The organism is Sphingobium sp. B10D7B (assembly GCF_025961955.1).
Taxonomy (GTDB): Bacteria; Pseudomonadota; Alphaproteobacteria; order Sphingomonadales; family Sphingomonadaceae; genus Sphingobium.
This window is the reverse complement of sequence record NZ_JAOQOQ010000001.1, coordinates 2,826,814-2,852,412: the sequence shown is the minus strand read 5'-3', so window position 1 is coordinate 2,852,412 and position 25,599 is coordinate 2,826,814. Positions and strand designations below refer to the sequence as shown.

19 protein-coding genes, 1 tRNA gene and 1 pseudogene are annotated in these 25,599 nt (G+C 65.1%); 8 read left to right on the top strand and 13 right to left on the bottom strand.

The features are described from left to right. Nucleotides 1-35 precede the first annotated feature (35 nt). From M2331_RS13400 to M2331_RS13395, 3 genes and pseudogenes are all read right to left on the bottom strand, one after another. A complete protein-coding gene (locus tag M2331_RS13400) occupies nucleotides 36-1,538 on the bottom strand; it encodes a tyrosine-type recombinase/integrase (RefSeq protein WP_181560734.1) in 1,503 nt (500 codons plus the stop codon). Further along, nucleotides 1,539-1,697: pseudogene (locus M2331_RS16625) on the bottom strand (DUF6538 domain-containing protein); the annotation flags it as partial. Nucleotides 1,698-1,967: 270 nt separating this feature from the next. After that, nucleotides 1,968-2,059, bottom strand: a tRNA-Ser gene (locus M2331_RS13395). A 363-nt stretch (nucleotides 2,060-2,422) separates the two neighbouring features. Here M2331_RS13395 and M2331_RS13390 point away from each other — a divergent pair. Together M2331_RS13390 and M2331_RS13385 are read left to right on the top strand one after the other, a co-directional pair. Continuing rightward, on the top strand, nucleotides 2,423-3,580 hold the full coding sequence (locus M2331_RS13390; protein ID WP_220128564.1) for a M23 family metallopeptidase: 1,158 nt from the start codon (nucleotides 2,423-2,425) through the stop codon (nucleotides 3,578-3,580). Then, nucleotides 3,519-3,932 (top strand): bactofilin family protein, encoded by a 414-nt coding sequence (locus tag M2331_RS13385; protein ID WP_181560733.1) that lies wholly within the window; start codon nucleotides 3,519-3,521, stop codon nucleotides 3,930-3,932. Before M2331_RS13390 ends, M2331_RS13385 begins: the two co-directional genes overlap by 62 nt. Before the next feature lie 31 nt (nucleotides 3,933-3,963). On the opposite strand, the gene M2331_RS13380 is transcribed toward M2331_RS13385, so the two are convergent. After that, nucleotides 3,964-5,544, bottom strand: a complete 1,581-nt coding sequence (locus M2331_RS13380; protein WP_181560732.1) for a peptide chain release factor 3 — start codon at nucleotides 5,542-5,544, stop codon at nucleotides 3,964-3,966. A 408-nt stretch (nucleotides 5,545-5,952) separates the two neighbouring features. Between M2331_RS13380 and M2331_RS13375 the strand changes: the two genes are divergently transcribed. Together M2331_RS13375 and M2331_RS13370 are read left to right on the top strand one after the other, a co-directional pair. Then, on the top strand, nucleotides 5,953-8,058 hold the full coding sequence (locus M2331_RS13375) for a TonB-dependent receptor (protein WP_181560731.1): 2,106 nt from the start codon (nucleotides 5,953-5,955) through the stop codon (nucleotides 8,056-8,058). Between the two features lie 183 nt (nucleotides 8,059-8,241). Then, a complete protein-coding gene (locus M2331_RS13370; RefSeq protein ID WP_181560730.1) occupies nucleotides 8,242-8,778 on the top strand; it encodes a hypothetical protein in 537 nt (178 codons plus the stop codon). Nucleotides 8,779-8,808: 30 nt separating this feature from the next. On the opposite strand, the gene pheT is transcribed toward M2331_RS13370, so the two are convergent. The 5 genes from pheT to rpmI form a co-directional block, all read right to left on the bottom strand. Next, entirely contained in the window at nucleotides 8,809-11,211 is a 2,403-nt protein-coding gene (pheT, locus tag M2331_RS13365) for a phenylalanine--tRNA ligase subunit beta (RefSeq protein ID WP_181560729.1), read from the bottom strand. 130 nt (nucleotides 11,212-11,341) lie between these two features. After that, nucleotides 11,342-12,454: a phenylalanine--tRNA ligase subunit alpha gene (gene pheS / locus M2331_RS13360; protein ID WP_181560728.1), complete on the bottom strand. Its 1,113-nt coding sequence runs from the start codon at nucleotides 12,452-12,454 to the stop codon at nucleotides 11,342-11,344. Nucleotides 12,455-12,543: 89 nt separating this feature from the next. Next, nucleotides 12,544-13,191 carry a choice-of-anchor C family PEP-CTERM protein gene (locus M2331_RS13355; RefSeq protein ID WP_181561531.1) on the bottom strand — a complete coding sequence of 216 codons (648 nt, stop codon included), beginning with the start codon at nucleotides 13,189-13,191 and terminating at the stop codon, nucleotides 12,544-12,546. A gap of 152 nt (nucleotides 13,192-13,343) precedes the next feature. After that, nucleotides 13,344-13,706, bottom strand: a complete 363-nt coding sequence (gene rplT, locus M2331_RS13350; protein ID WP_181560727.1) for a 50S ribosomal protein L20 — start codon at nucleotides 13,704-13,706, stop codon at nucleotides 13,344-13,346. Between the two features lie 12 nt (nucleotides 13,707-13,718). Further along, nucleotides 13,719-13,922 carry a 50S ribosomal protein L35 gene (gene rpmI / locus M2331_RS13345; protein WP_014078133.1) on the bottom strand — a complete coding sequence of 68 codons (204 nt, stop codon included), beginning with the start codon at nucleotides 13,920-13,922 and terminating at the stop codon, nucleotides 13,719-13,721. A gap of 214 nt (nucleotides 13,923-14,136) precedes the next feature. On the opposite strand from rpmI, the gene M2331_RS13340 reads away from it, so the two are divergent. After that, nucleotides 14,137-14,976: a universal stress protein gene (locus tag M2331_RS13340; protein WP_184117271.1), complete on the top strand. Its 840-nt coding sequence runs from the start codon at nucleotides 14,137-14,139 to the stop codon at nucleotides 14,974-14,976. 38 nt (nucleotides 14,977-15,014) lie between these two features. On the opposite strand, the gene M2331_RS13335 is transcribed toward M2331_RS13340, so the two are convergent. Continuing rightward, nucleotides 15,015-17,801: a [protein-PII] uridylyltransferase gene (locus M2331_RS13335; protein ID WP_181560725.1), complete on the bottom strand. Its 2,787-nt coding sequence runs from the start codon at nucleotides 17,799-17,801 to the stop codon at nucleotides 15,015-15,017. Between the two features lie 60 nt (nucleotides 17,802-17,861). Next, nucleotides 17,862-20,447 carry a DNA mismatch repair protein MutS gene (gene mutS, locus M2331_RS13330; RefSeq protein ID WP_181561530.1) on the bottom strand — a complete coding sequence of 862 codons (2,586 nt, stop codon included), beginning with the start codon at nucleotides 20,445-20,447 and terminating at the stop codon, nucleotides 17,862-17,864. Between the two features lie 195 nt (nucleotides 20,448-20,642). Between mutS and M2331_RS13325 the strand changes: the two genes are divergently transcribed. Continuing rightward, the gene (locus tag M2331_RS13325; protein ID WP_181560724.1) at nucleotides 20,643-22,904 is read left to right on the top strand and encodes an NADP-dependent malic enzyme; all 2,262 of its coding nucleotides are present in this window, start codon (nucleotides 20,643-20,645) and stop codon (nucleotides 22,902-22,904) included. A 60-nt stretch (nucleotides 22,905-22,964) separates the two neighbouring features. On the opposite strand, the gene M2331_RS13320 is transcribed toward M2331_RS13325, so the two are convergent. Both M2331_RS13320 and M2331_RS13315 read right to left on the bottom strand, forming a co-directional pair. Then, the gene (locus M2331_RS13320; protein ID WP_181560723.1) at nucleotides 22,965-23,732 is read right to left on the bottom strand and encodes a hypothetical protein; all 768 of its coding nucleotides are present in this window, start codon (nucleotides 23,730-23,732) and stop codon (nucleotides 22,965-22,967) included. A 113-nt stretch (nucleotides 23,733-23,845) separates the two neighbouring features. Next, nucleotides 23,846-24,322 carry an outer membrane protein assembly factor BamE gene (locus tag M2331_RS13315; protein ID WP_181560722.1) on the bottom strand — a complete coding sequence of 159 codons (477 nt, stop codon included), beginning with the start codon at nucleotides 24,320-24,322 and terminating at the stop codon, nucleotides 23,846-23,848. A gap of 178 nt (nucleotides 24,323-24,500) precedes the next feature. On the opposite strand from M2331_RS13315, the gene M2331_RS13310 reads away from it, so the two are divergent. Further along, entirely contained in the window at nucleotides 24,501-25,016 is a 516-nt protein-coding gene (locus tag M2331_RS13310; RefSeq protein ID WP_181560721.1) for a ubiquinol-cytochrome C chaperone family protein, read from the top strand. A 4-nt stretch (nucleotides 25,017-25,020) separates the two neighbouring features. After that, a complete protein-coding gene (locus M2331_RS13305) occupies nucleotides 25,021-25,572 on the top strand; it encodes a YceD family protein (protein WP_264592397.1) in 552 nt (183 codons plus the stop codon). Nucleotides 25,573-25,599 lie beyond the last annotated feature (27 nt).

The following is a 25,599-nucleotide window of genomic DNA, read 5'->3' as shown; positions in this document are numbered from 1 at the left end:
TCTGACTAGCAGCAGGACTGGTTGCCGTCGACAGATTATGCGAGCAACGCAGGAATTCTCACCGGCAGCTTCAGGTTAGCGACCAGAGGAAATGTCACCTCCAGTCCAATGCCGACGCCATAGTCCGCCGAGGCCGATTGGTCCTCATGTCCTATGATCTGATCGATCAGATATTTCGGGGCTAAGCTTGCCTTGAGAAAGTCCTCGGCGGTGTGTCGGAAACTGTGAAAAACGAGAGCAGGGTCATCCAAACCCGCTTTGGTCATGAACCGACCGAACCATTTGGAGAATACGGTCGATGGCTGGCCATCGGCTCCATATTTGATGCCCTCGAACACTCGCTTGCCCTTGCCCTCAAACTTCTTCTGTCGGGCGACGAAGTTGGCAAACCCAAGCTCCATCAGGTCGGGATGAAGCGGAATTAGGCGGACACCCGCTTCGGTCTTTACGTGTTTGAACCCATTTTCACCGTGCTTTTCCGATCCCTCTTCGTTCACCGAAATGTGGGGAAAATCGGTGTCTAGGATCACATCGGTCAGATGGAGTTGCACCAGTTCGCCAAGCCTTGCGCCCGTGTAGTAACCCAAGATCGGCAGATAGAAATACTCGTCCCGGATTAGGGCATCACCCTTTTCAAATCTCCGATGCCTTGATCGGACGCCGGTGAAGAGCGGTGTCGTGAACAGTGTCTCCAGTTCCGCGACGTTGAACGCCCGCCTGCTTCTCAACCCTTTCTTCTTTTTGGGTTCGACGATGGACAGAGCTTCCGCCGGATTTTTTGAGATGTATCCTTGCTTGAAAGCCCACCTGAACATTGCAGTTGCTCGTGCCAGGATCGTTGCAGCGGTTGACGACTGTATTCTCCCTTCCTCAGACGCGGTCTGGTGGGAAGCGAACGTGGTGCTCACCCTCGAAGCATAATTCCGGCGAAGGCGAAGCAACGCTTCGGGATAGGGGAGCAGATCGGTTCTTGTGATGTCTTCTGCGCGCCGATCTCCGCCTAAAAATTCGACGAGGAGGTCCAGCTTAGGCTTGTGGGTCTTCTGCGTTTTCGGCGTCCAACTTTTGCGATGCACACGCAGATATTCGTCTGCAATTTCTTGAACCGTCATCCCTATGCCCGCCGTGATATTGCGCCCGCTCTCAACGAAGAGCGGGTCGGACGGGACATACGGCGAGAGCCGATCATCGATACGGGCAACGTAGAGCCTGTCAGCCTCGATTAAGGCGCGCGCTATACCTTCAACTATTTGGAGCAAGCGAAGGTTCGACCCATCGGTCAGGTCCACCCCATGCTGTGCTGCGACCCTGCGGGCAACGCCTAATGTTTCGGGGGCAAACTCTCGCTGATCGACTTGGAGTTGGAGAGCGGTAGCATGATCCTGCGCCAAAACGCGCTGCTCCCGCTGTTCCATATCCAGATCGTTGGTTGTGGGCTTTAATCCTTGTCCCCGTTCGTCTTCCAATGTCGCGTAGCAGTCTCTGATTAGATTGCGGACCTCGGTAGGAGTGAGGTCATCAGCATTACGAATTTTCATGAACGCGTCCTTCAGCCGCGCCCCGATCTTCGATGCGAGCGAACGAGCTTCGTGAAAGCGCCTCGGTCCCATCGACCTGCGAACCTCCACCAAACCCACGCGCTCGACGAGGTCTTTCGGGACGGCCACGCGAACGTAGAACAGGCCCGAGCGACGCATCAGAAACGGAGACCCTAAGCCAGACATGGCGAAGGCTCCCCAATCGAGGCAAATGAGTGTGAGTGGCCTAGAAGCTGACGCTGACGAGCGACGTGAAGCCTGAGTGGTTCGCGTCGCCTATTCCAACACGAACAGCCCATACGGACACGTTCGAGTTCGCCTAACGAGGGGCCAGCCCCGTGTGAGCGGATCACCAGTTGGCACAGTGTGCCAATATGGAGACCGGCGATGATCTCCAGATGGTGAATTATCCGACACTTACAAGGCGGCTGGCGGAGACGGAGGGATTCGAACCCTCGGTAGCCCCTTAAGGCTACGACGGTTTAGCAAACCGCTGGTTTCAGCCACTCACCCACGTCTCCGCGCTCACCGGGGGAAGTGGCGTCCCGTACCGGCTGAGAGCGGCCTATAAACAGGCTGTTCGTGCATGGCAACGCCCGGTGTCGCCTGATTCTCGAAAGGCTGCAATTTATCGCGCCAACAAGCTCTGGTAGGCAGGCGTGACGGGGATCGCAAAATGATGCGACTCGACGCAGTGCCCGGTGGCGGTTTCGGAGCAACCGGACGCGAACCAACGCGGAACACGCGCCGCCGTTCCACCATCATTAATCGACTCGTCGTGTCCACTTTTCGACTCATCGCAGGGCTTGGCGCCGCGATTCGCTTGCGCAGGGTCGCTCTGGTAGCCGCCGTGGCACTTCAAACGATATAGAACAGAGCAATCCTTGTCCGCTGACAAAACCAATTCCGGGGGTGTGATCGCACGTCTGCTGTCTCTCGCGCCCAAGCGGGAGATTTTTCTCCGCACTGGCGGACGCGTGCGCTTCATCCGTATCTCCACCCGCTTCCAGATCGTCGCTGCCAGCGCGCTGGCGGTGCTGGCTTTGCTCTGGGCCATCGGAACGTTTGCGATCCTGTGGAATCAGGCCAGCCTGCTTCTCGAGCGCGGCCATGTCGCGCGGGATCGGGCCGAGGTTCTCTCCCAGCAGGCCAAGGTGAAGGCCTATCGCGAGTCGGTGAACGATATCGCTCAGGATATCGAGCAGCGGCAGAAGGCCCTCGATGAACTGCTGCGCTCCAGCCTCGGCACGGGGATCGAAGAGGGCGGCGCGAACGCGCCCGCTGACGGTCCGGAGGTCAGCAAGCCGCTGAGCGCGGCCTCGCCCGAAGCCTCGCGCCTGGAGGCGCTGCGGCGTCATCAGGAAGTGCTCGAGACGCGCCTGGCTGGCGCCGTCGAACATCGCCTTGCAGCGGTGGAAAAGGCGATCCGCAGTTTCGGCCTCGATCCGGCCCGCATGGCGGTGCGCGAGCGCGGACAGGGTGGTCCATTCATTCCCGTCGCCTCGATTGTCGCCGACCAGCCGGAGCTGCGGGATATCGCGCTGCTGCTGACCCGTCTCAACACCATGGAAGCTGCGCTGGCGGCGATCCCCTCCGGCAAGCCGACGGCGGCGCCGATGACCACCAGTTCTTATGGCTATCGGCGTGACCCCTTCAACGGCAGCCTCGCGTTCCACGGCGGCATCGATTTCCGGGGACGCATGGGTCAGCCCATCCTCGCCGCCGCGCCCGGCACGGTGACCTTCGTCGGCACCAAGCATGGCTATGGCAATGTCGTGGAAGTCGACCATGGCAAGGGCCTCTCGACGCTCTATGCGCACCTCTCCGGCTTCAATGCCAGGCCGGGTCAGAAGGTCGCGCGCGGCACCCAGATCGCGCGCATGGGATCCACGGGCCGTTCGACCGGCACGCATTTGCATTTCGAAGTCCATGTCCATGGCGCGGCCGTCAATCCGCGTCCCTTTCTGGAGGCACGCAGGGATGTTCTCGAAGTCCAGCAAACGGCCAAGCGGCGCGTCGCCGACAGCGGCAACAGGGGCTAAGCACACGCCGTTCTCGATCCTCGGCAGCGATGTCAGGATCACGGGCAATCTGGAAGCCAGCGTGGATCTGCATATCGATGGAACGATCGAGGGCGACATTGCCTGCGCGGCGCTGGTGCAGGGCGCCGAAAGCCGCATCGCTGGCCATGTGAAGGCCAAGAGCGCCCGGATCGGCGGCCTGATCGAGGGATCGATCACGGCAGAGGAGCTGGTGGTGGAGGCGACCGCCCGGATCACCGGCGATGTCAGCTATGAGCGCATCACCATCGCGACGGGCGGCCAGATCGACGGGCGCATGACGCATAGCGGCCAGCCGACCGAACTCAAGCTGATCAAGAGCGATTTCGGGTAAGTGAGCAGGAGGCCGGGGCTAACTCCTCCGATCAGCGCTCGCGTGTGGCGCTGAAGCTGATGTCCGGGTTGCGCTCGGCCTGATAGCCCACATCCCATGCCGATCTGGCGAGGAAGACGGGGTTCTCGTCGCGGTCCTTGGCCATGCTCGTCCGATTGATGCTGGCGAAGTCTTCCAGCTTCTTGGTCTCGCCGGTCAGCCAGCGGGCCGTGTCGAACGGCGCCGGTTCCAGCACCGCGCCGACCTTATATTCCGCCTCCAGCCGGCTGATCAGCACATCGAGCTGCAGCTGGCCGACGACGCCGATGATCCACTGGCTGCCGATCTCCGGGTAGAAGACCTGGATGACGCCCTCTTCGGAGAGATCGTCCAGCGCCTTGCGCAACTGCTTGGTCTTGGTCGGGTCCTTGAGCGCGATGCGGCGCAGGATTTCCGGCGCGAAATTGGGCAGGCCGGTAAAGCGCACATCCGCCTTTTCGCTCAGCGTGTCGCCCACGCGCAGCGTGCCGTGATTAGGGATGCCGATGATGTCGCCGGGGAAGGCCTCGTCGGCAATCTCGCGGTCCTGCGCGAAGAACAGGATCGGCGAGTGGACGGCGATCGGCTTCCCGCTGCCGGAGGGTGTGAGCTTCATGCCGCGGCGGAACTTGCCCGAGCACAGGCGCATGAAGGCGATGCGGTCGCGATGCTGCGGGTCCATATTGGCCTGCACCTTGAAGATGAAGCCGGTCACATCGCCGCGTTCCGGCTCGACCGGCGCGGGCTCGGCCGGCTGGGTGCGCGGCGGCGGGGCGTGGGCGGCGAGCGCATCGATCAACTCGCCGACACCAAAGCGCTTGAGGGCGGAGCCGAAATAGACCGGCGTCAGGTCGCCATGGCGATAGGCGGTCAGGTCGAACGCGGCATAACCAGCCTGCGCCAGTTCGGCCTCTTCCCGCAGGCGCGCGAGGCCTGCGGCGGAGAGCACGGTCGCGAGTTTCTCATCGTCCAGGCCGGTGAGCTGGGTGAAGCTGCCGTCGAACTCCTTGCTCGGCCCGACCGGCTGGTAGAGCCGGTCGGTGGCAAAATCGTAGATGCCCTCAAACTCGCCGCCCATGCCGACCGGCCAGCTCATCGGGCAGACATCCAGCGCGAGCGCGTCGGCCACTTCATCCAGCAGCGAGAAGCTGTCGCGGCCCTCGCGATCCACCTTGTTGACGAAGGTGATGATCGGAACGTTGCGCAGGCGGCAGACCTCGAAGAGCTTGCGCGTCTGCGGCTCGATGCCCTTGGCAGCGTCGATCACCATCACGGCGCTGTCGACGGCGGTCAGGGTGCGGTAGGTGTCTTCCGAGAAGTCCTCGTGCCCCGGCGTGTCGAGCAGGTTAAAAGTGATCACGCTGCCATCGGGCTGGGTGCGCTCGAAGGTCATGACCGAGCTGGTCACCGAGATGCCGCGCTGCTGCTCGATCTTCATCCAGTCCGAGCGCGCGCGACGATTGGCCCCGCGCGCCTTCACTTCGCCGGCAAGGTGAATGGCGCCGCCGGCGAGCAGGAGCTTTTCGGTGAGGGTCGTCTTGCCCGCGTCCGGGTGGGAGATGATCGCGAACGTGCGGCGGGAAGGGATCGTCATAGCAAGCGTCTTAATCCAGGGAGCGAGCGCGCCGGGCGTGGTCGGGCCGGCACAAATGTGGCGCTGCTATAGGGGCTGGGGCGGCGATCCTGCAAGGCGCGGCTTTGCACAGGGCGAGCGTGTCGTGGGGGGGGCATCGATCAGGCGCGCGCTCTTCCTATCCGCGCACGAGCGGGCTGCATGGTGTTTCAGTCCTAGCTTGCACCAAAGGGGTTGACGTGCTGCCGGTAATCGATTGTACTGAAAGCCGGTTGATAGACGTAAATCGGGACGCCCCGCGTCGCCGATGACCGTAGCATTTCGGTAACACTCCACCATAAACTGCTCTGCGCGCGCATCGTGCGTTGGACATTGTCATGCATCTCTCTATGCAATCGATTGCTCGATTTTGTTTTTTGCAGGAGATGGATGATGAAGCGGCTTCACGCCGGTGTTGCGGTTTTGGCACTGATGGCTGTCATGGGTGCAGCGCCAGTTCGCGCACAGCAGACCACCACAAACAGTGTTGATACCGCGCCTGACGAAATCATCGTCACCGCTCAGAAGTCCGGTGTGCAGGCGCTGCAGGAAGTGCCGCTCGCCATCCAGGCGTTCAGCGGTGAAGACCTCAAGGAGCGCAACATCAACAATATCGCGGATCTCGCCACGGCGATTCCGGGCATTTCCGAGAGCCAGCGCCAGTCGGTCGCCTCGCGCTCGTTCAGCATCCGCGGCGCCGGCGCCGGCGCTGCCAATGGCGACTCGGCCATCGGCTATTATGTCGACGACGTGCCGTTCGTGGTCACCAACTTCGGCATCGCGCCGCCGATCCGCTTTCTCGACCTCGACCGCGTCGAGGTTCTGCGCGGTCCGCAGGGCACACTCTACGGCCAGGGTTCGGCCGGCGGTGTGTTCATCTTCCACACCCGCGATCCTGACCTGACCGAGATCAAGTTCGCTGCCGAGGCGCAGGCCTCTCAGACGCGCGGGGCCGGTGGCCTCAACTATGGCGTCGCGGGCGTCGTCTCCGTGCCGATCATCAAGGACGTGCTTGCTGTCCGCGTCAGCGGTGGCCACTCCTATAATCCGGGCTGGGCAGACGAATATTATGGTGCGTTCGACGGCACGCCGGATCGCAAGGGCGTGAACGAGGTTCGCGACGACGACATTCGCGTGGTCGCGCTGTTCCGTCCGGTCGACAACCTGAATATCCGCGCGCAGTACTGGCATTTCCGTCCGCGCCAGCAGTTCCTGGGCGGTCTCGCCTCGACCCAGCCGCCTTATTACGCGAACACGGCGGCTCAGCCGAGCTTCGGCAATGGCGACTTCAAGCTCTACAGCCTGTCGGCCGGTCTGGACTTCGATACCTTCTCGATCTCCAGTGCGACCACGTACCTCAAGGGCAATTTCGGCATTTACGTGCCGATCGCGCCGGCGGGTGCCTTCTCGAGCCAGTTCTTCCCGGACATGTTCAGCCAGGAAGTGCGGATCAACTCCACGACCGACGGCCCGTTCCACTGGCTGCTCGGCGGCGCCTATCAGGACGGCAGCGGCCCGCAGGAAAACTATCTGCGCATTCCCGTTGCGGGCATCGACACCAATGCCGACAACAACACCATCACCAAGAACTGGGCGGTGTATGGCGAACTGGGTTACGACCTGTTCGATGGCAAGCTGCGTCCGCGCGTCGGCCTGCGCTATTATCATGACAAGCGCACGTTCGAAGACGCCAACACGACGAACACGAACAAGAAGAACGTGACGACCTGGCGCGTCAACCTCTCCTACGTGCCCAATGATGATCTGACGGTGTTCGCTACGGCGGCGACCGGCTTCCGTCCGGGTATCGTGCAGTCGCAGATCCAGGCGGACCTGCTTGCGGACGTCGGCATCCCTGCCGGCACCCAGACCCGTCCCGAAAGCTCGACCAACTATGAGGCCGGCATCAAGTGGCGCTCGCCCGATCGCACGCTCAACGTCGGGTTGAACTTCTACGTCAACAAGCTCGAGGACATGCTGACGCCGACGCCGACGCTGGACGCGAACGTCTCTGGCTTCTCGAACTTCGGTGACGGCACCAGCAAGGGCGTCGATATCGAGATGCGCTGGCGGACGCCTCTGGACGGGCTGACGCTGAGCGCAGTCGCGAACATCAACCAGGGCAAGTATGACACGGTCGATCCCGCCGTGCAGGCGCGCCTGCCGTACCTGCGTCCCGGTACGCGGCTCGTCAACACGCTCGAGGAAAACGCCCGCGTGGATGCGACCTATGAGACATCGTTGGGCGGTGACCTCAACGGCCTGTTCAACGTCGCATGGACCTACAATGGCAACCGCCTCCAGACCAACGGCGAGTATGTGAAGGCCTATAGCGTATACAGCGCCAACATCGGCCTGCGGTACAAGGCCTATGATCTGACGCTGTTCGGCGAAAATCTCGGCGATTATGATGGTGCTGTGCTCACGCTCAACACTTCCAGCATCCGGGTGACGCCGCGCACGATTGGCCTGCGCCTGCGCGTCAACTATCAGTGATCCTGCCTCGGGCGTGATGACACGCCCGGCGGTCAGACGAAAAGGGCGGGCGCGGCGAAGGCTGCGCCCGCCTTGTTTTTGGGGCTATCCGCCGGCGAAGATTGTGCCCCGAGGCGGGAACCAGATGGCAGGGATCACAATTCTGCAGGCATCGCAGCTGTTGCGGTCGGAGACACGGTCATCATGAACAGGCTTATCCGCGCCGCCCTTCTCAGCGCCGTCCTTGCGGCAGCTCCTGCCTTTGCGCAGGACGAGCCGGAGAAGGAGGACAAGACGGCGCAGAAAGCGGGCGAGATCGTGACGCAGCCCGCGCGGGACGTGGGCATCGAGAAAACGAAAATCCCCGAGGTGCTGGCCCGCGCTGTCGAGCAGCCCTATGCGCCGGCCGGCAAGGGCTGCCACGCGGTGATCGACCAGATCGCCGAGCTGAATGCGGTGCTGGGCCCCGACTTCGACGCCAACAGCAAGGCCAATGAGAACAAGTTCGGCAACCTCGCGGCCGCCGGTGGCGCGGCGATCGTCAATTCGATCATTCCGTTCCGGGGCCTCGTTCGCGAAGTGAGCGGCGCGGCAGGGGCCGAGCGTCGCCTGCAGGCTGCCATCAACGGTGGCGTCGCGCGTCGGGGCTATCTGCGCGGCTTGGCGGTCAGCCGAGGCTGCAAGCTACCCGTGCCGCCGGCGCCCGCTCCGGCCGAGGAGGAGAAGCGGAAAGCGGACTGATCACCCGGACTTCCGCCGCTCCTCTGGTTCTTATCCGCGCAGTGTCGCGCCCTGTTTGGTGGCTGCAGCCACCACGCGGTCGGCGATGGCCTTCAACTCTTCGTCCGTGAAGCTCTTTTCGCCGGGCTGCAGGGTGACTTCCACGGCGAGGCTCTTCTGCCCTTCCGGCACGCCTTGCCCGGCGAAGAGATCGAACAGGCGCGCATCGACGATGGCGTTCTTGTCCGCCCCCCGCACGGCGCGCACCAGCGCGTCGGCTTCCAGATCGGCTGGCACGAGGAAGGCAAAATCGCGCGTGACGGCCTGCAAGGCCGGCGGCGCATAGGCCGTGCGCATGAATGTGGTCTTCTTCGGCACCGGGAGCGCATCGAGGTGGATTTCCGCTGCGACGACCGTGCCATCGAGATCGAAGGCGCGGGCGAGGCGGGGGTGCAGCACGCCATAAGCGGCAAGCACATTTTTGGGGCCGAGGCGCAGCGTGCCGGACTGGCCGGGATGATAGGCATCGCCAGCCTCGCCCATCATCTGCAGGCGGGCAGCGGGCGCACCGGCGGCCGCCAGCAGCGCAATGACCTCCGCCTTGATGTCGAAGGCATCGAACGGGCGGGCCTTGCCGCCCTGCCAGCCACGCGGGCTCTTCTCGCCGGCCATCAGGATGCCGAGGGTCAGCTTCTCGTGGCTGCTGCCATCATCGGCGCGGAAATAGCGCCGGCCGATCTCGAACAGGCGGATCGAGGATGCCCCGCGATCGGCATTGCGTCGCGCGGCGGAGAGCAATCCGGCGAGCAGCGTCGGCCGCATCACCTTCATATCTTCGCTGATCGGGTTGGCGAGCGTCCAGTCGCCGCCACCAAAGGGCGCGGCTTCACTTTCAGAAATGAAGGACCAGTTGATCGCCTCGTTGAGGCTGCGCGCGGCAGCCGCGCGCCGGGCGCGCCGCTCGATAAGCTGCAGTGGCGTCGCGGTCGGGCGGGCGACCCCCGGTGTGCGGGGCAGGGGCACGGACGGGACGTTGTCCAACCCTTCGATCCGCACGACTTCCTCGACGATGTCGGCGGTGCCGTGGATATCGCGGCGCCATGTCGGGATGGTGATCCGCCAGCTCGCGCCAGTGTCCACGGTGAAGCCGAGCGCCGCGAGGATCGCTTGCTGGCGCTCCGCGCGCACCGTCATGCCGGCCAGCGCATCGACCATGTCGGGCCGATAGCCCTCGATGACGCGCGGCTCTGCCGGCGGAGTGCCGGCGCGCGTCGCCTCGGTGGGCGTGCCGCCGCACAAGGCGAGGACCAGCCGCGTCGCGATGTCCAGCCCCTCATCCAGGAACGCCGGGTCCACACCGCGCTCGAAGCGCTGGCGGGCATCGGAGGTGAGGCCGAGCGCCTGACCGGTCCGCGCGATGCTCTCGGGCGTGAAATAGGCGCATTCGATCAGCACATCGGTGGTGCTCTCCTGCGCGCCGCTATGCTCGCCACCCATGATGCCGCCGATATCGTGAACGGCGGAGGCGTCCGCGATCACCGTCATGCCCTCGGCCAGCGTATAGGTCTTGCCGTTGAGCGCCAGCACCTGCTCGCCGGCTTTCGCCTTGCGGGCGACGAGGCCGCCATCGAGGCGGGCCATGTCATAGACATGCAGCGGGCGGCCAAGGCCGATCATGACGAAGTTGGTGATGTCCACCAGCGCGCTGATCGGCTTCTGGCCGATGGCCTTGAGGCGCCGCTGCAGCCATTCCGGTGAGGCGCCGTTGCGCACGCCTCGCACCGCGCGGGCGTAGAAGGCCGGGCAGCCGTCCACATCGTCCGTGCGCACGTCCGGGCCTGCGCCCTGCGCGTCGATTGCCGGGAGCTGGCCGATGATATCATCGAGCGGTCGCAGCGTACCAAGGCCCTTGGCAGCGAGATCGCGCGCGATGCCGCGCACGCCCATGCAATCCTGCCGGTTGGGCGTGACCGAGACCTCGATGACCGGATCGTCAAGCTGCGCATAATCGGCAAAGCGCGTGCCGATGGGCGCGTCCGCAGGCAGCTCGATGATGCCCTCATGATCTTCGCCCAGCTCCAGCTCGCGCGTGGAGCACATCATGCCGTTGGATTCGACGCCGCGAATGGCCGCGACCCGCAGCACCATGCCATTGGCCGGCACCGTGGCGCCGGGCAGGCCGAACACGCCGACCAGACCGGCGCGGGCATTGGGGGCGCCGCAGACGACCTGCAGCGGACCATCGCCGACATCGACGCTCAGCACCTGCAGCTTGTCGGCCTGCGGATGCGGCGCGGCCGTGAGCACTTTGGCGACGCGGAAGCCATCGAGCTTCTCCGCGGGGTTCTCGACGCCCTCGACCTCAAGGCCGATGTCATTGAGCGCGCGCAGAATCTTTTCCAGCGAGGCGCTGGTGTCGAGATGGTCCTTGAGCCAGGAGAGGGTGAACTTCATGCGCGGGCTCCGGTATTGCCGGTAAGATCAAACCCGTGCTCCTGCGAAGGCAGGAGCCCAGGGCGGTGAAGGACGGCGGCTGCGCCCTGGGTTCCTGCTTTCGCAGTAACACGAACTCGCAAGAAATGGCTCATGCGCCCACTCCTCCGCTCAGCGTAGGCACATCCAGCGCGGAGAAGCCGTAATGGCGCAACCAGCGCAGATCGCCGTCGAAGAAGGCGCGGAGGTCGTTCATGCCATATTTGAGCATGGCGAGCCGGTCGACGCCGGTGCCGAAGGCAAAGCCCTGCCACTCAGCGGGATCCAGCCCGCAATTGCGGATGACATTGGGGTGGACCATGCCGCTGCCGAGCACTTCCATCCAGCCGCCATTTTCCGCATCGCCGCTGCCGCCGATGACGCGCTGGCCCTTCTCGATGGTGTAGCCCACGTCCACTTCCACCGAAGGCTCGGTGAAGGGGAAGTAGCTGGGGCGCAGGCGCAGGACGATGTCCTCACGCTCGAAGAACGCCTTGAGGAAGGTCTCCAGCGTCCATTTGAGGTGCCCGAGGTGAATACCCTTGTCGATCACCAGACCCTCGATCTGGTGGAACATCGGCGTGTGGGTCGCGTCGCTGTCCGAGCGGTAGACGCGGCCAGGCGCGATGATGCGGATCGGCGGCGGCGTGCTCGTCATGGTGCGGATCTGCACCGGCGAGGTGTGGGTGCGCAGCAACATCGCGGCCAGATTGCCGTCTCCGCCGGTCGCGCGCGCATTGTCGCCGAAGTAGAAGGTGTCGTGCATGGCGCGGGCGGGGTGCGTCTCGGGGATGTTGAGCGCGGTGAAGTTGCGCCAGTCATCCTCGATCTCCGGGCCGGTAGCGACCGCGAAGCCCAGGTCGGCGAAGATCTCGGCCAGCTCGTCCATCACCTGGCTGACGGGATGAATGCTGCCCGGCGGCGGCAGGTCCACCGGCAGCGTCATGTCCAGCGTCTCGGAGGCGAGGCGGGCATCGAGCGCTGCCGTTTCAAGCGCGGTCTTGCGGGCGGCTATAGCGCTCGTCACGCTTTCGCGCAGGTCGTGGATCGCGGGGCCTTGCTGCTGGCGCTCTTCCGGGCTCATCCGCCCCAATGTCTTGAGCAGGGCGGTGATGGCGCCGCTCTTGCCCAGCGCGCTGACGCGCAGCGCTTCCACGGCATCGAGGGTGTCGGCGGCGGCGATGTCGGCGATGAGGCCGTCCTTGAGGGATGTGACGTCGGTCATGGCCGCGTCCGCTAGCCTAATTCACCGCAAACGAAAAGGGCGCCGGCATGCCGACGCCCTTTCCTTTGATGGTTGCGACCCGGTTTTGATCAGGAGAACTGAACGACCGACTGACGACGACGCAGCGTGCTGCCGATCAGCGCGAAACCGCCGAGCATCAGCGCCCAGGTCGTCGGCTCGGGCACCGGCACCGCGCTCATGGCGGTAACCGTCACGCCATCCAGTGCCGGGCCGGTCCAGGGCGAGTCGGTCATCGACGCAAAGCTGAGCGTCGTGAGATTGCCCGATGCCGTGAAGGTGTAGGTGTAGTTGGTCCAGCCCATATTGGTCTTCGAGAAGCCCGTATTGTCGAAGCTGAACAGCTGGCCGTCATTGCCTGTCGCGGCGACTTCCAACGTCTTGACCGCCGGCCCGCCTTCGGGATTGCCGGCCATCAGGAAGTCGACATTGTAGGTCATGCCTTCAATGGTATCGAACGTCTGTGCGATCGCGCCCTGGGCGCTGCCGTTCAGATCGATACTGCGGCTGCCGCTGCCCGACTGCCAATAGCCACCGATCAGCTCCACATTGCCGGATGTGATGGTCCAACCCGTCAGGGCCGTGCTCTCGGTGCCCAGGCGGAGGAAATAGGTGCCTGGGTCATTACCGGTCTCGAAATCGCCGTTGATGAACGTTGCTGCCTGCGCAGCGGACGGGAGGGCGAGCGTCGCCGCGACCCCCAATAGCAGTCCCTTCATTTGGTTCTCCACTTATAGTCCCACGCACTCGCAATGCTGCAGTGCGGAAAAGGTTTCCGAAGTGTTAACCAAAATTCCAGAGAGTCCCGAAAATGATACAAAAAGGGCGCCGGAAGCATCCGACGCCCTCTTCGCGATGATTGTGCAGATGCTCAGGCTGCGGGCAGGGCCGCGCGCGCCTGGGCAATGATGCCCTTAAACACATCGCCTTCATGCATGGCGATGTCGGCCAGAACCTTGCGGTCCAGTTCGACGCCCGCCAGCTTGAGGCCGTGCATGAACTGGCCATAGGTCAGGCCTTCCATGCGGACAGCTGCGTTGATGCGCTGGATCCACAGGGCGCGGAAGCTCCGCTTCTTCACCTTGCGGTCGCGATATGCGTACTGGCCAGCCTTTTCGACAGCCTGACGCGCGATGCGGATCGTGTTCTTGCGACGGCCATAATAGCCCTTCGCCTGATCCAAAATCCTCTTGTGCTTCGCCTTGGTGGTTACACCGCGTTTGACACGTGCCATGTCGCCTGCTCCTTACTTGAGGCCGTAGGGCGCCCAGAGGCGCACGTGAGCGACATCCGCGTCGGAGAGAACCTCCGTACCGCGATTCTGGCGAATATACTTCGCGTTGTGGCTGATCAGGCGGTGGCGCTTGCCGGCGACACCATGCTTGACCTTGCCGGTGGCGGTGAATTTGAAGCGCTTCTTCACACCGCTCTTGGTCTTGAGCTTGGGCATTTTCGTCTCCTTTGTCTTAGCGCAAGCACCGTGGAGGATGCTCGCAGACGATTACGGACGAACACGGCAGCCCTTACTGGCCGGCCCGTCCTTGCGGTCTTCCATAGGACATGGAAGCGCGGGCGTATAAGCGCGGCCGCGCGCCGACGCAAGCCCCTTAGCTAAGGGCCTGATTTGACTCCGGTCAACGACTCCTCGCCCCCGTCGCATTAATATGGCACCAGTTTCGCACGATCCCGATGCGGTGAACAAGGAGGCTGCCATGAAGACGGTGATGGTTCTGATCCATGACGACCCGAGTCAGGAAGCGCGCCTGCAAACCGCGCTCGACATTGTGCGCGCGGTCGAGGGGCATCTGCTGTGTCTCGATGTCGTCCAGATTCCCATGATCGCCGACGGCTTTGGCGCGGGCGGCGGCACCGGCGTGCTGATGATGGATGAGCGCGACCGGGAGGACAAGAATATCGAGGCGCTCGAACCCCGGCTCGCCAACGAAGGCGTGAGCTATGAGTGGGCGCGCGTGCAGAGCCAGTCCGACGAGGGCATTACGGACAATGTCCGGCTGGTCGACATGATCGTCGTCGGCAAGCAGGCCTTCGGCGCGGTGAACGAGACCGGGGACACGGCCTCGCGTCTCGCGGCGCTGACCTCCGCGCCGGTCCTGCTGGTGCCGACGGAGCAGAAGCGCTTGGATCTCTTCGGCAAGGCGCTGGTCGCCTGGGATGGATCACGCGCGGCCGATGCCGCGCTGCGGGCGGCGATCCCGCTGCTGCGCATGGCCAGCGAGGTCGAGGTGGTGACGATCGGCGAAGGGGAAGGCGACCCGGACGAGGCGGCCGCCTATCTTGACCGGCATGGCTGCAAGGTCGTCAGCCGGCGCCTGCCCAAGGCTGGCGCGGTGAGCGACCAACTGATCGAGGCCATGCGGTCCTCCGGCGCGAGCTGGGCGGTGATGGGCTGCTATGGCCGCAGCCGCCTGCGCGAGCAGTTGTTCGGCGGCACGACCCGGACGCTGCTGGCCAAGGCGCCGATCCCGATCCTGCTCTCTCACTGAGGCGCCATCGAGGCGCGCATCCCGCAATGGGGCGCGCCTCAGTTGGCCATGGCAAAGCTGTTGGTGTCGATCAGTTCGCCGGCCTGATTGCCGGCCGCTTCGATCAGCCGCCGTTCGAGCGTGGCGAGGCGGGTCTTGCTCTCCAGCTTTCCGCCCAGAAGATCGGTCAGATAGAAGGTATCGACGGCGCGCTCGCCGAAGGTGGCGACATGCGCGCTGTGGACCATGGTCTTTGACTGGAACAGCGCGAAGGCGAGGCTGAGCAGCAGGGCAGGGCGGTCGCGAGCCATGACTTCCACCACCGTGAAGCGGTTGGAGGCCTTGTTGTCGATCAGCACCTGCGGCACGATCTGGAAGGCTTCGGCGCGCCGGCGGGCCAGCGGGCGCTCGTCCAGCTTGTGCATCAGCTTGTGGCGGTTGAGCAGCGCGTCCTCGATGTAGGTCTTCACCCGCTGCAACTGCTCGGGCGCATCGAAGCGGCCGCCAAGCGGATCCTGCACCAGGAAATTGTCCAGCGCCGTGCCATCCTTGAGGGTGTGGATGCGCGCATCGATGATGTTGCCGCCGGCCAGATGGATCGCGCCGGCGATGCGGTAGAAGAGCCCGGGATGGTCCGAGGCATAGACGGTGACCAGCGTGGCGCCGCGCTCGGGATAGGAACGGGCATCGATGGAGAGATCGGACTGCCCGGCGTCCAGCAGATGCCGCGCATTGCGCTCCAAGATGTCCTGCGATTCGGCGATCCAGTAGGATTGCGGGAAGCGCTTCACCAGCCTGTCGAAGGCCTTGTCGTCCAGCGCCAGGCTCGCGCGCAGTGCGTCGCGCTTCTCCTCGATGCGCTCCTGACGGCCCCGCTGCTTGTGTCCGGGGCGGATGACCTCCTCGGCGGAGTCGTACAGCTCGGCGAGGAGCTGGCGCTTCCAGCTGTTCCACACGCCCGGTCCGACCGCGCGGATGTCGACGATGGTCAGGATCACCAGCAGCCGCAGCCGCTCGGGGCTCTGCACCACTTCGGCGAAGTCGAGGATGGTCTTGAAGTCCGAGAGGTCGCGCTTGAAGGCGGTGGCGGACATCAGCAGATGGTAGCGCACCAGCCAGGCGACGGTCTCGGTCTCGGCATCGCTCAGGCCCAGGCGCGGGCAGAGCTTGGTCGCCACCTCCGCGCCCAGAATGCTGTGATCGCCGCCGCGCCCCTTGGCAATATCGTGCAGCAGCACCGCGACATAGAGCACGCGGCGGGAGATGATCTTCTCGATGATCGCGCTCGCCAGCGGATGATCGACCTTGAACTCGCCCTTTTCGATCTGGGAGAGCAGGCCGATGGCGCGGATGGTGTGCTCATCCACTGTATAATGATGGTACATGTCGAACTGCATCTGCGCGACCACGCGGCCGAAGTCCGGCACGAAGCGCCCGAACACCCCGGCCTCGTTCATCCAGCGCAGCACCTTCTCCGGGTCGCGCGGCGAGGTGAGCACGTTCATGAACAGCGCATTGGCTTGCGGGTCTTCCCGCTCCTTGCGAGTAATCAGCACCGAATCGCGGTTGAGCGCGCGCATTGCATCCGGGTGGATCTCCAGCCCGTGCTTGTCCGCCAGCGAGAAGATCTCGATCATCCGCACCGGCTGCTCGCGGAAGAAATCATCCTCGGGAATGGTGATCCGCCCCCGCTCCAGCACGAAGCCATCCAGCTTGCGCGGGCGGTTGAACATCGCCGGGATGTAGCGCCGGCCGCGGCTGGCCATCTTGTCATCGAGGTGGGCGAGGAACACCCCGGTCAGGTCGCCGACGGTCTTCGCCATCAAAAAATAGAGGTGCATGAACCGCTCGACGGCGGACCGGCCGCGCTTGGGCGAGAAGCCCATGCGCTCGGCGACTTCGATCTGCAGGTCGAAGGTAAGGCGGTCTTCTGCGCGCCGGGAGATTTCGTGCATGTGGCACCGCACGGCCCAGAGGAAATTCTCCGCCCGCTGGAACTGGGACAGCTCGGCGCGGGTCAGCAGGCCCACGTCGACCAGCTCCGCGACGGTGCGCACCCGGTTCACATATTTGCCGATCCAGAACAGCGTGTGCAGATCGCGCAGGCCGCCCTTGCCCTCCTTGATGTTGGGTTCGACGACATAGCGGCTGTCGCCCATCTGCTTGTGCCTGGCATCCCGCTCCGCCAGCTTCTCGGTGACGAAGGTCTTGGCGGTGCCCTGCATCACATCCTTGTCGAAGCGGGCGACGCACTCATCATAGATGCCCCGGTCGCCCCACACGAAGCGCGATTCCAGCAGGGCGGTGCGGATGGTGAGGTCCGACTTCGCCATGCGCACCGTCTCGTCAATCGAGCGGCTGCTGTGCCCGACCTTGAGGCCCAGATCCCACAGCGCATAGAGCATGCTCTCGATGACCTGCTCGGTCCATTCGGTGGGCTTGTAGGGCGTGAGGAAGCCGATATCGACATCGCTATAGGGCGCCATTTCACCGCGCCCATAGCCGCCCACCGCAACCACGGTCAGCCGTTCGGACGCGGTGCGGTTGCTGATCGGGTAGAGGTGCTTGACCGTCGCATCGAAGAGCAGGCGGACGATCTGGTCCATCAGGAAGGCCTGCGCCGTCACGGCATCGCGCCCGCGTGTCGGGTTGCGGGCAAGGCGGCGGGAGACTTCTTCCCGGCCGATAGCAAGCGCCTCGCGCAACGCCGCGACGATCACTTGCCGACGCGCGGCGGTATCGCTCAGTTCGGTTAGCTGGGCAGTGAGCGCATCGGCAATCTGGCGGCGATCGATGATCGCACGGCGGCCGGGCAGCGAATCGGGCACCTTGTTCATGGGTGCCATATAAGCGCGCTTTGCCGCAGTTGCAGGTGCAACCTCCGCATGGCGCGCAAATCGACGGGCTCAGGCGGTGGGCGCGGTGGCGATCTGCTTGAGCTGGTAGATGAGGTCGAGCGCCTCGCGCGGACTGAGCGTATCGGCGTCGATGGCGTCCAGCCGGTCGCGCAGCGGGTCGGTGGCGACCTCCGGTGCGGCGGAGAGCGTTGCGGCGAACAGCGGCAGGTCATCGAGCCCCGCCGCGATTCCGCCGGTCTGCGCCTTGCCTGCTTCCAGCTTGCCGAGCACGGCCTTGGCGCGGGCCAACACCGGCGCGGGCAAGCCCGCAAGCCGTGCCACCGCGATGCCGTAGCTGCGGTCGGCCGGGCCTTCGGACAGCTCGTGCAGCAGCACCAGATCGCCATTCCATTCCCGCGCGCGAACATGGTGGAGCGAAAGGGCGCCGAGGCGCTCGGCCAGGCGCGTCAGCTCGTGATAATGGGTGGCGAACATGCAGCGGCAGGCATTGCTGTCGTGGATCGCTTCCACGACCGCCCAGGCGATGGCGAGGCCGTCATAAGTCGACGTGCCGCGCCCCACTTCATCGAGGATCACGAAGCTGCGCTCGGTCGCCTGCGCAAGGATCGCGGCGGTCTCGATCATCTCGACCATGAAGGTCGAGCGCCCGCGGGCCAGATTGTCCGAGGCGCCGACACGGCTGAACAGGCGGTCCACCAGCCCGAGGCGGGCGGCGCGTGCGGGCACGAAGCTGCCGGCCTGCGCGAGAATGACGATCAGCGCGTTCTGGCGCAAGAAGGTCGATTTACCGCCCATATTGGGGCCGGTCACCAGCCACAGCCGATTGTCCGGCGTGAGCGTGCAGTCATTGGCGACGAAGCTGGTGCCGTCCTTCGCCAGCGCGGCCTCCACCACCGGATGGCGCCCGCCCTCGATGGCGATGCACGGTTCTTCGGCGAAGACCGGCCGGCTCCAGCCACCTTCGACGGCGCGCTCGGCCAGAGCCGCCGCCACGTCGATGCGGGCGAGGGCGTCCGCCGTGCGCGCGATGGCGGTGCGGCTGTCCATCACCAGCGTCACCAGTTCCTCGAAATGCGCCGCTTCGGCCGCAAGCGCATGGGCGCCGGCCTGCGTGACCCGGCTAGCCTGCTCGTGCAGGTCCACCGAGTTGAACCGCACGACTCCCGCCAGCGTCTGGCGATGGGTAAAGCCGCTGTCATTGGCCATGAGCTGGTCGGCGTGACGGGCGGGTACCTCGACATGATAGCCGAGCACGCCATTGTGGCGGATCTTCAGCGCGGAGATACCGGTCTGCTCGCGATAGCGCGCTTCGAGCGCGGCAATGGCGCGGCGGCCGTCGCCGGCCATGCGGCGCAGCTCGTCCAGCGCGGCATCATAACCATCGGCGATATAGCCGCCATGCGCCGCTTCCGTCGGCGGGGCGGGTACGAGGGCGCGCGTCAGTTGATCGACGAGAGCGCCATGACCATCGAGCGATGGCAGCAGATCGTCGAGCAGGGTCGGTCGGTCGGGCCGCGCGCCCAGCCGCTCGCGCAGCGCACGGCCGCCGTCGAGGCCATCGCGCAATTGCCCCAGATCGCGCGGGCTGCCCCGGCCGATGGCGACACGGCCGAGCGCGCGGCTCAAATCCGGCAAGGCGCGCAGGCGGGTGCGGACCAGCTCGCGCAGCGGCCCGTCATCATGGAACCAGCGCACCAGATCGAGTCGCGCTTCCACCTTGGTGCGGTCCATCAAAGGCGCGGAGAGGTCTGCCGCAAGCAGGCGCGCGCCGGCGCCCGTCACGGTGCGGTCCACGGTGGCGAGCAGGCTGCCGGCGCGCTGCCCGCTGGCCGTCGTCACAATTTCCAGGCTCTCGCGCGTGGCCGGGTCGATGGCGAGATGATCCTGCGCGCCGGCCCGCACCGGCGCGGCGAGGAAGGGCATACGCCCCTTGCCGACATGCTCCAGGTAGCCGAGCAGGCCCCCCAGCGCGGAGAGCTCCGCGCGCGAGAAGCTGCCGAAGCTCTCCACCGTCTTCACGCCGAACTGCCGGCAGATGTCCGCTTCCGCCCGGGCGCTATCGAAGCCGCGATTCTCGAAGGGGAGGGCGCCGGTCAGCCGATCGGCGAGTCCCGGCCGCGCGATGACTTCGCTCGCGTTGATCCGCGCCAGTTCCGCCTCGATGCCGCCGGCATCCACAGCCACCACGTCCAGCCGGCCGGTGGAGATGTCGGCGGCGGCGACGGCATATTGGCCGGCGGCTTCCCCCACGGCGGCGAGCAGATTGGCGCGGCGGCTGTCCAGCAGCGCATCCTCGGTCAGCGTGCCGGCGGTGACGAAGCGCACAATGGCGCGGCCGACCAGCGCCTTCGATCCGCGCGCCTTGGCCTGCTCGGGTGTCTCGGTCTGCTCGGCGATGGCAACGCGCAGCCCGGCCTTGATGAGTCGCGCCAGATAGCCCTCGGCACTGTGCACCGGCACCCCGCACATCGGGATCGGCTCGCCCTCATGTTCGCCGCGCGTGGTGAGCGCGATGTCGAGAACGGCGGCGGCGGTCCTGGCGTCCTCGAAGAACAGCTCGAAGAAGTCGCCCATGCGATAGAACAGCAGGTCGCCCCCGGCCTCGGCCTTGAGCGCAAGATATTGCGCCATCATCGGCGTGGGGCCGCCGGATGCGGCGCTGGCTTTGGAGGATTTGGCTGGCAGACTGGTCACGCGGTTGCGTTAGCAGGGGCTTTCGATCTCGAAAAGCCGCGGTGGCGTTTCATCCACGGGTTGTTCGTACCTCGCCTCTTGTGGAGCCGGGCGGAAAGTCGCTAGGGCGTTCCCAATTGCCGAGGAACCCTGCTGATGACCGATAAAGCCGCCATCGAATTCTCCGAGCGCGAGGCGCTGCTCTTCCATTCCTTCGGGCGGCCCGGCAAGATCGAGATTATCGCCTCCAAGCCGATGGCGACGCAGCGCGATCTGGCGCTGGCTTATTCGCCCGGCGTCGCGGTGCCCGTGCAGGCCATCGCTGACGATGCGGCCAAGGCCTATGACTATACCGCCAAGGGCAATCTGGTCGCGGTCATCTCCAACGGCACGGCGATTCTCGGCATGGGCAATCTCGGCGCGCTCGCCTCCAAGCCGGTGATGGAAGGCAAGGCGGTGCTGTTTAAGCGCTTCGCCGATGTCGACGCGATCGATCTGGAGCTGAACACCGAAGACCCGCAGGCGTTCATCGATGCGGTGGCGCTGCTGGAGCCGAGCTTCGGCGGCATAAACCTTGAGGACATCAAGGCGCCCGAATGCTTCATGATCGAGGCGGCGCTCAAGGAGCGCATGAACATTCCGGTCATGCATGACGACCAGCATGGCACCGCGATCATCTGCGCCGCCGGCCTCATCAACGCCTGTTTCCTGACCGGGCGCGACATTCGCGAGACCAAGGTCGTCGTGAATGGTGCCGGCGCGGCGGCCATCGCCTGCACCGAGCTGATCAAGGCGATGGGCGTGGCGCATGACAATGTGATCATGTGCGACCGCGAGGGCGTGATCTATCAGGGCCGCACCCATGGCATGGACCAGTTCAAGTCCGCCCATGCCGCCCGCACCGAGGCGCGGACCCTGCACGAGGCGCTGAAGGATGCCGATATCTTCCTGGGCCTCTCCGCCAAGGACGCGCTGAAGCCCGAATGGATCAACGAGATGAAGCCACGGCCGATCCTCTTCGCCATGGCCAATCCCGATCCGGAGATCCTGCCGCCGGTGGCCAAGGCCGCGCGCCCGGATGCGATCATCGCCACGGGCCGCTCGGACTATCCCAATCAGGTCAACAATGTCCTGGGCTTCCCCTTCATCTTCCGCGGCGCGCTGGACGTGCGCGCGACGGCGATCAACGAGGCGATGAAGATCGCGGCGGCGCAGGCCATTGCCGAGCTCGCCCGCCAGCAGGTGCCCGAGGAAGTCGCTTTGGCCTATGGCACCAAGCACAGCTTCGGCGCCGATTACATTATTCCTGCCCCCTTCGATCCGCGCCTGATGGAGGTGGTGCCGGCGGCTGTGGCGCAGGCGGCGATGGAGTCAGGCGTCGCGCAGCGGCCCATTGAGGATATGGACGCCTATCGCCAGTCGCTGCGGGCGCGTCTCAATCCCACCACCTCCGTGCTGACCCTAGCTTATGAAGGCGCCAAGGCCAGCCCCAAGCGGGTCGTCTTTGCCGAGGCGGAGGAAGAAGTGGTGCTGCGCGCCGCGATCCAGTTCCGCGATGGCGGCTATGGCACCCCGGTGCTGGTCGGCCGGCAGGATGTCTATGATCGCCTGCGCGATCTCGGCGTGCGCGATCCCGAGAGCTACGAGCTGTATAACAGCGTCAATTCGCCGCTCGTGCCGCGCATGGTCGACATGCTGTACGAGCGCCTGCAGCGCCGTGGCTACCTCCGCCGCGATTGTGAACGCATGGTCAACCGCGATCGCAACATCTTCGGCGCGCTGCTGCTGCAAATGGGTGAGGCGGACGCGATGATCACCGGCGTCACTCGGACCTACGCGCAGACGATGCGCGAACTGCGGCGCGTGCTCGACCCCGCCGAGGACCGCACGTTGTTCGGCATGCATATCCTCGTCGGGCGCAGCCACACCGTGTTCATGGCGGATACCACCGTCAACGAGCGGCCGAATTCCGCAGAGCTGGCGCATATCGCCATCGAATCCGCCGCGCTCGCCCGGCGCATGGGTCATGAGCCGCGCGTGGCTTTCCTCTCCTACTCCACCTTCGGCAATCCGCACGGCAACTGGCTCGATAATATTCGCGGCGCGGTCCAGATCCTCGACGGCATGGAGGTGGACTTCGAATATGAAGGCGAGATGGCGCCCGACGTGGCGCTCAACCGGCGCGTCATGGCGAATTATCCGTTCTGCCGCCTGTCCGGCCCGGCCAATGTGCTGATCATGCCCGGCCTGCAGTCGGCCAATCTCTCGGCAAAGCTGCTGCGGGAACTGGGCGGCGACTCGGTCATCGGGCCGGTGCTGCTCGGACTGAACCAGCCGGTGCAGGTGGCGACGATGGCCTCGACCGCGTCTGAGTTGGTGACGCTGGCCGTTCTGGCTGCTGGCGGAATCGCGCGCTGATCGTGATCGGGATCGGGTGAGCGCCGCCGGCTGAACTGGCCGCGCAGCGCTCCCTGGGCCTTACAGGCAGCGCTGGAAGGTCTGGGTGCGGCCTTTGATGGTGCCGTCGCGCAGCAGGATCGTGCCGTCCCGGCAGGATTTGCCGTCCTGGGCCACGGCGTCGCCGACCACCACGATGCCGTGATAGGAGCCGGCCATCCAGTTCTGCGCATCGCCGCTCTTCAGCGCGAGGCCCACGGCGCGATCGACGGCCGGGATCAGCAGGAAGTTTCCGGACTGCACGATCGCCTCATCCGGGGTGGCGCTGGGCAGCGTCGGCGCGTCATCGGACTTGGGCGCAATCGCCTGGCCCTGCGCGATCGGCACGGTGGCCTGTTTCGCCGGTGCAAAAGCGGGGGCCGTCGCGCGCTTTTCAATCACGGCGGAGAGAAACGGCGCGGGGCGTTCGGCGGGAATCAGGGTCGGCTGCTGGCCGGCGGGCGCTGCATCTTCGCTTTCGGTCGAGCGGGGCGGATGATCGATGATCGCGGCCGATACCGTCTCGCCACCCCAGATCGGCCCGCGTGCCGACCATAGCCAGCCGGCCAGGGCAATCACCAGCAATGAGATGCTGACCATGCCTGCCGCGATCAGGAGCTTTTGGGCAATGCCGGGCCGGGCATCCACACCGCTTCGCGCGTGAAGCTGCTCGCTCGCGCGGTCGAAGCCGATCTCCAGCGACCCGATGGCGAATCGCCAGCGGCTCCGGCTGGCCTTGTAATGGCCGACTGTCTCAGTCCGTCGCGCGTAAGTCCGCTCGAGCGGCTGCAGATCGCCAATATGCTGCATGACCACGCTCCCGCTATGGGACGATTTGAAGCGATGACTCGGTTAATGCAAGCTAAACCAGTCCGCCGGGCGCACGAACCGGCGCCGGATGACGACGGGCCTGCGGGGCTGAATTACTGAGACGGCCCTGCCGCTCCGGCCCCGCCGGCGCCAACCGCGCCGATATTGCCGAAGATTTCGTCGAACAGGCTGCGCTTGCGACCGAGCGTCGGCGTCGTGGCGCCGGTCGGCGAGATATTGGCGACCTGATCGAGCGTTGCATTGCGATCGATCGTCGCGACATTGCCATTGGCATCGAACTGCACGGTCACCAGCGTCTGCGCGGTCGGGCGCGGCGAGGCGAAGGCCAGCGAGCGGGTGTCGCGCGCCACATAATACCAGCGCTCCGGGCCGAACTGGGAGACGAAGGTCGGACGACCCAGCGCGCCTTCGACGGACGCCTTGTTGTCCACGCCTGGCAGCACCGAACTCACGATCAGATCGTCGATCATGAAGCCCTGATGCGCGCGGATGCGCGTGCAGCCGCCCGCCAGCAGAAGGACGGCCGCTGCGCCCACGACCAGAAACGGCCGCCTCAAGCCACGCTGCATTCTCGTCTCCTGCCAATCATGCGGTCAAAAACCGGACATCCAATCAAAAAAGCGTCGCATCGCCCAACCCGCCCATTGCATTGCCAGCCGCCGCAATCAATATGCAAGTGCTGGCGCGGGCCAATGGTTGATCGGTCCCGTCCGCGCTTTCCTGTGCCGCCGCAAAGCTGAACCGAGCATGAGCCTCTTATCCACTCTGTTTTCCCGCAAGGATGATCGCGCCTATCTGCGCCCGCTGTACGAGGCCGTCGTCGCGACGGCGCGGGAGCCGCATTGGTATATGGAAGGCGAGGTGGCGGACACGCTGGATGGCCGATTCGACATGGTGGCGCTGGTCCTCTCGCTGGTGCTGCTGCGACTCGAGGCGCTGGAGGCCACCAACGATTCGGCGCGGCTGACCGAGCTGTTCATCGACGATATGGATGGGCAGATCCGCCAGATCGGCTTTGGCGATGTGGTGGTGGGCAAGCAGATCGGCCGCATGGTCGGCGCGCTCGGTGGCCGGCTTGCCGCCTATCGCGCCAGCTTGCAGGGCGAGGCTTCATTGAGCGAGGCGCTGGTGCGCAACCTCTATCGCGGCGAGGCGCCGGCGGCGGATGCGCTGGCCTATGTCGAAGCACAGGTACGCATGCTGGCCGCGACGATCAACGCATGCAGCCGCGGCGCGCTGCTGGCCGGCCAGTTGCGGGGGTGATGCCGTGAGCGAAGCGACGTCAGGCGCCGCGCCGGAATTTTCCCGCATTCTGCGCCTCAACGAACTGGGCGACGGGCGGCGGGACCGCACCGTCGAGGCCGATGCCGCAGAGCGGGCCGCGCTCGCGCGCCGCTTTGGCCTGCGCAGCCTCGATCGGCTGGAGGCGCAGGCGCATGTCGTGCCGGATGCCGGTGGCTGCCGGGTGACCGGGCGCGTGCGCGCCTCGCTGGTGCAGGCCTGCGTCGCAACCGACGAGGATGTCCCCGCAGAGCTCGACGTGCCGATGGACGTGCGATTCGTGCGCGGTCTCGACGAGAACGGCGAGAGCGACGCCGAAGAGATCGAACTGCGCGAGGAGGATTGCGATATCCTCCCGCTGGAGGACGAGCGAATCGATCTCGGCGAAACGGTTGCGCAGACGCTGTTCCTGAACCTCGATCCCTATCCCCGCGTGCCGGATGCCGACGCCAAGCTGCGCGCGCTGGGCGTGCTGAGCGAGGAAGACGCCGGCCCCTTCGCGGCGCTGAAGGCCTTGAAGCTCGGCGGTGGTGCCTAGGACGCGCAGAGAATATCGCCCGGATGG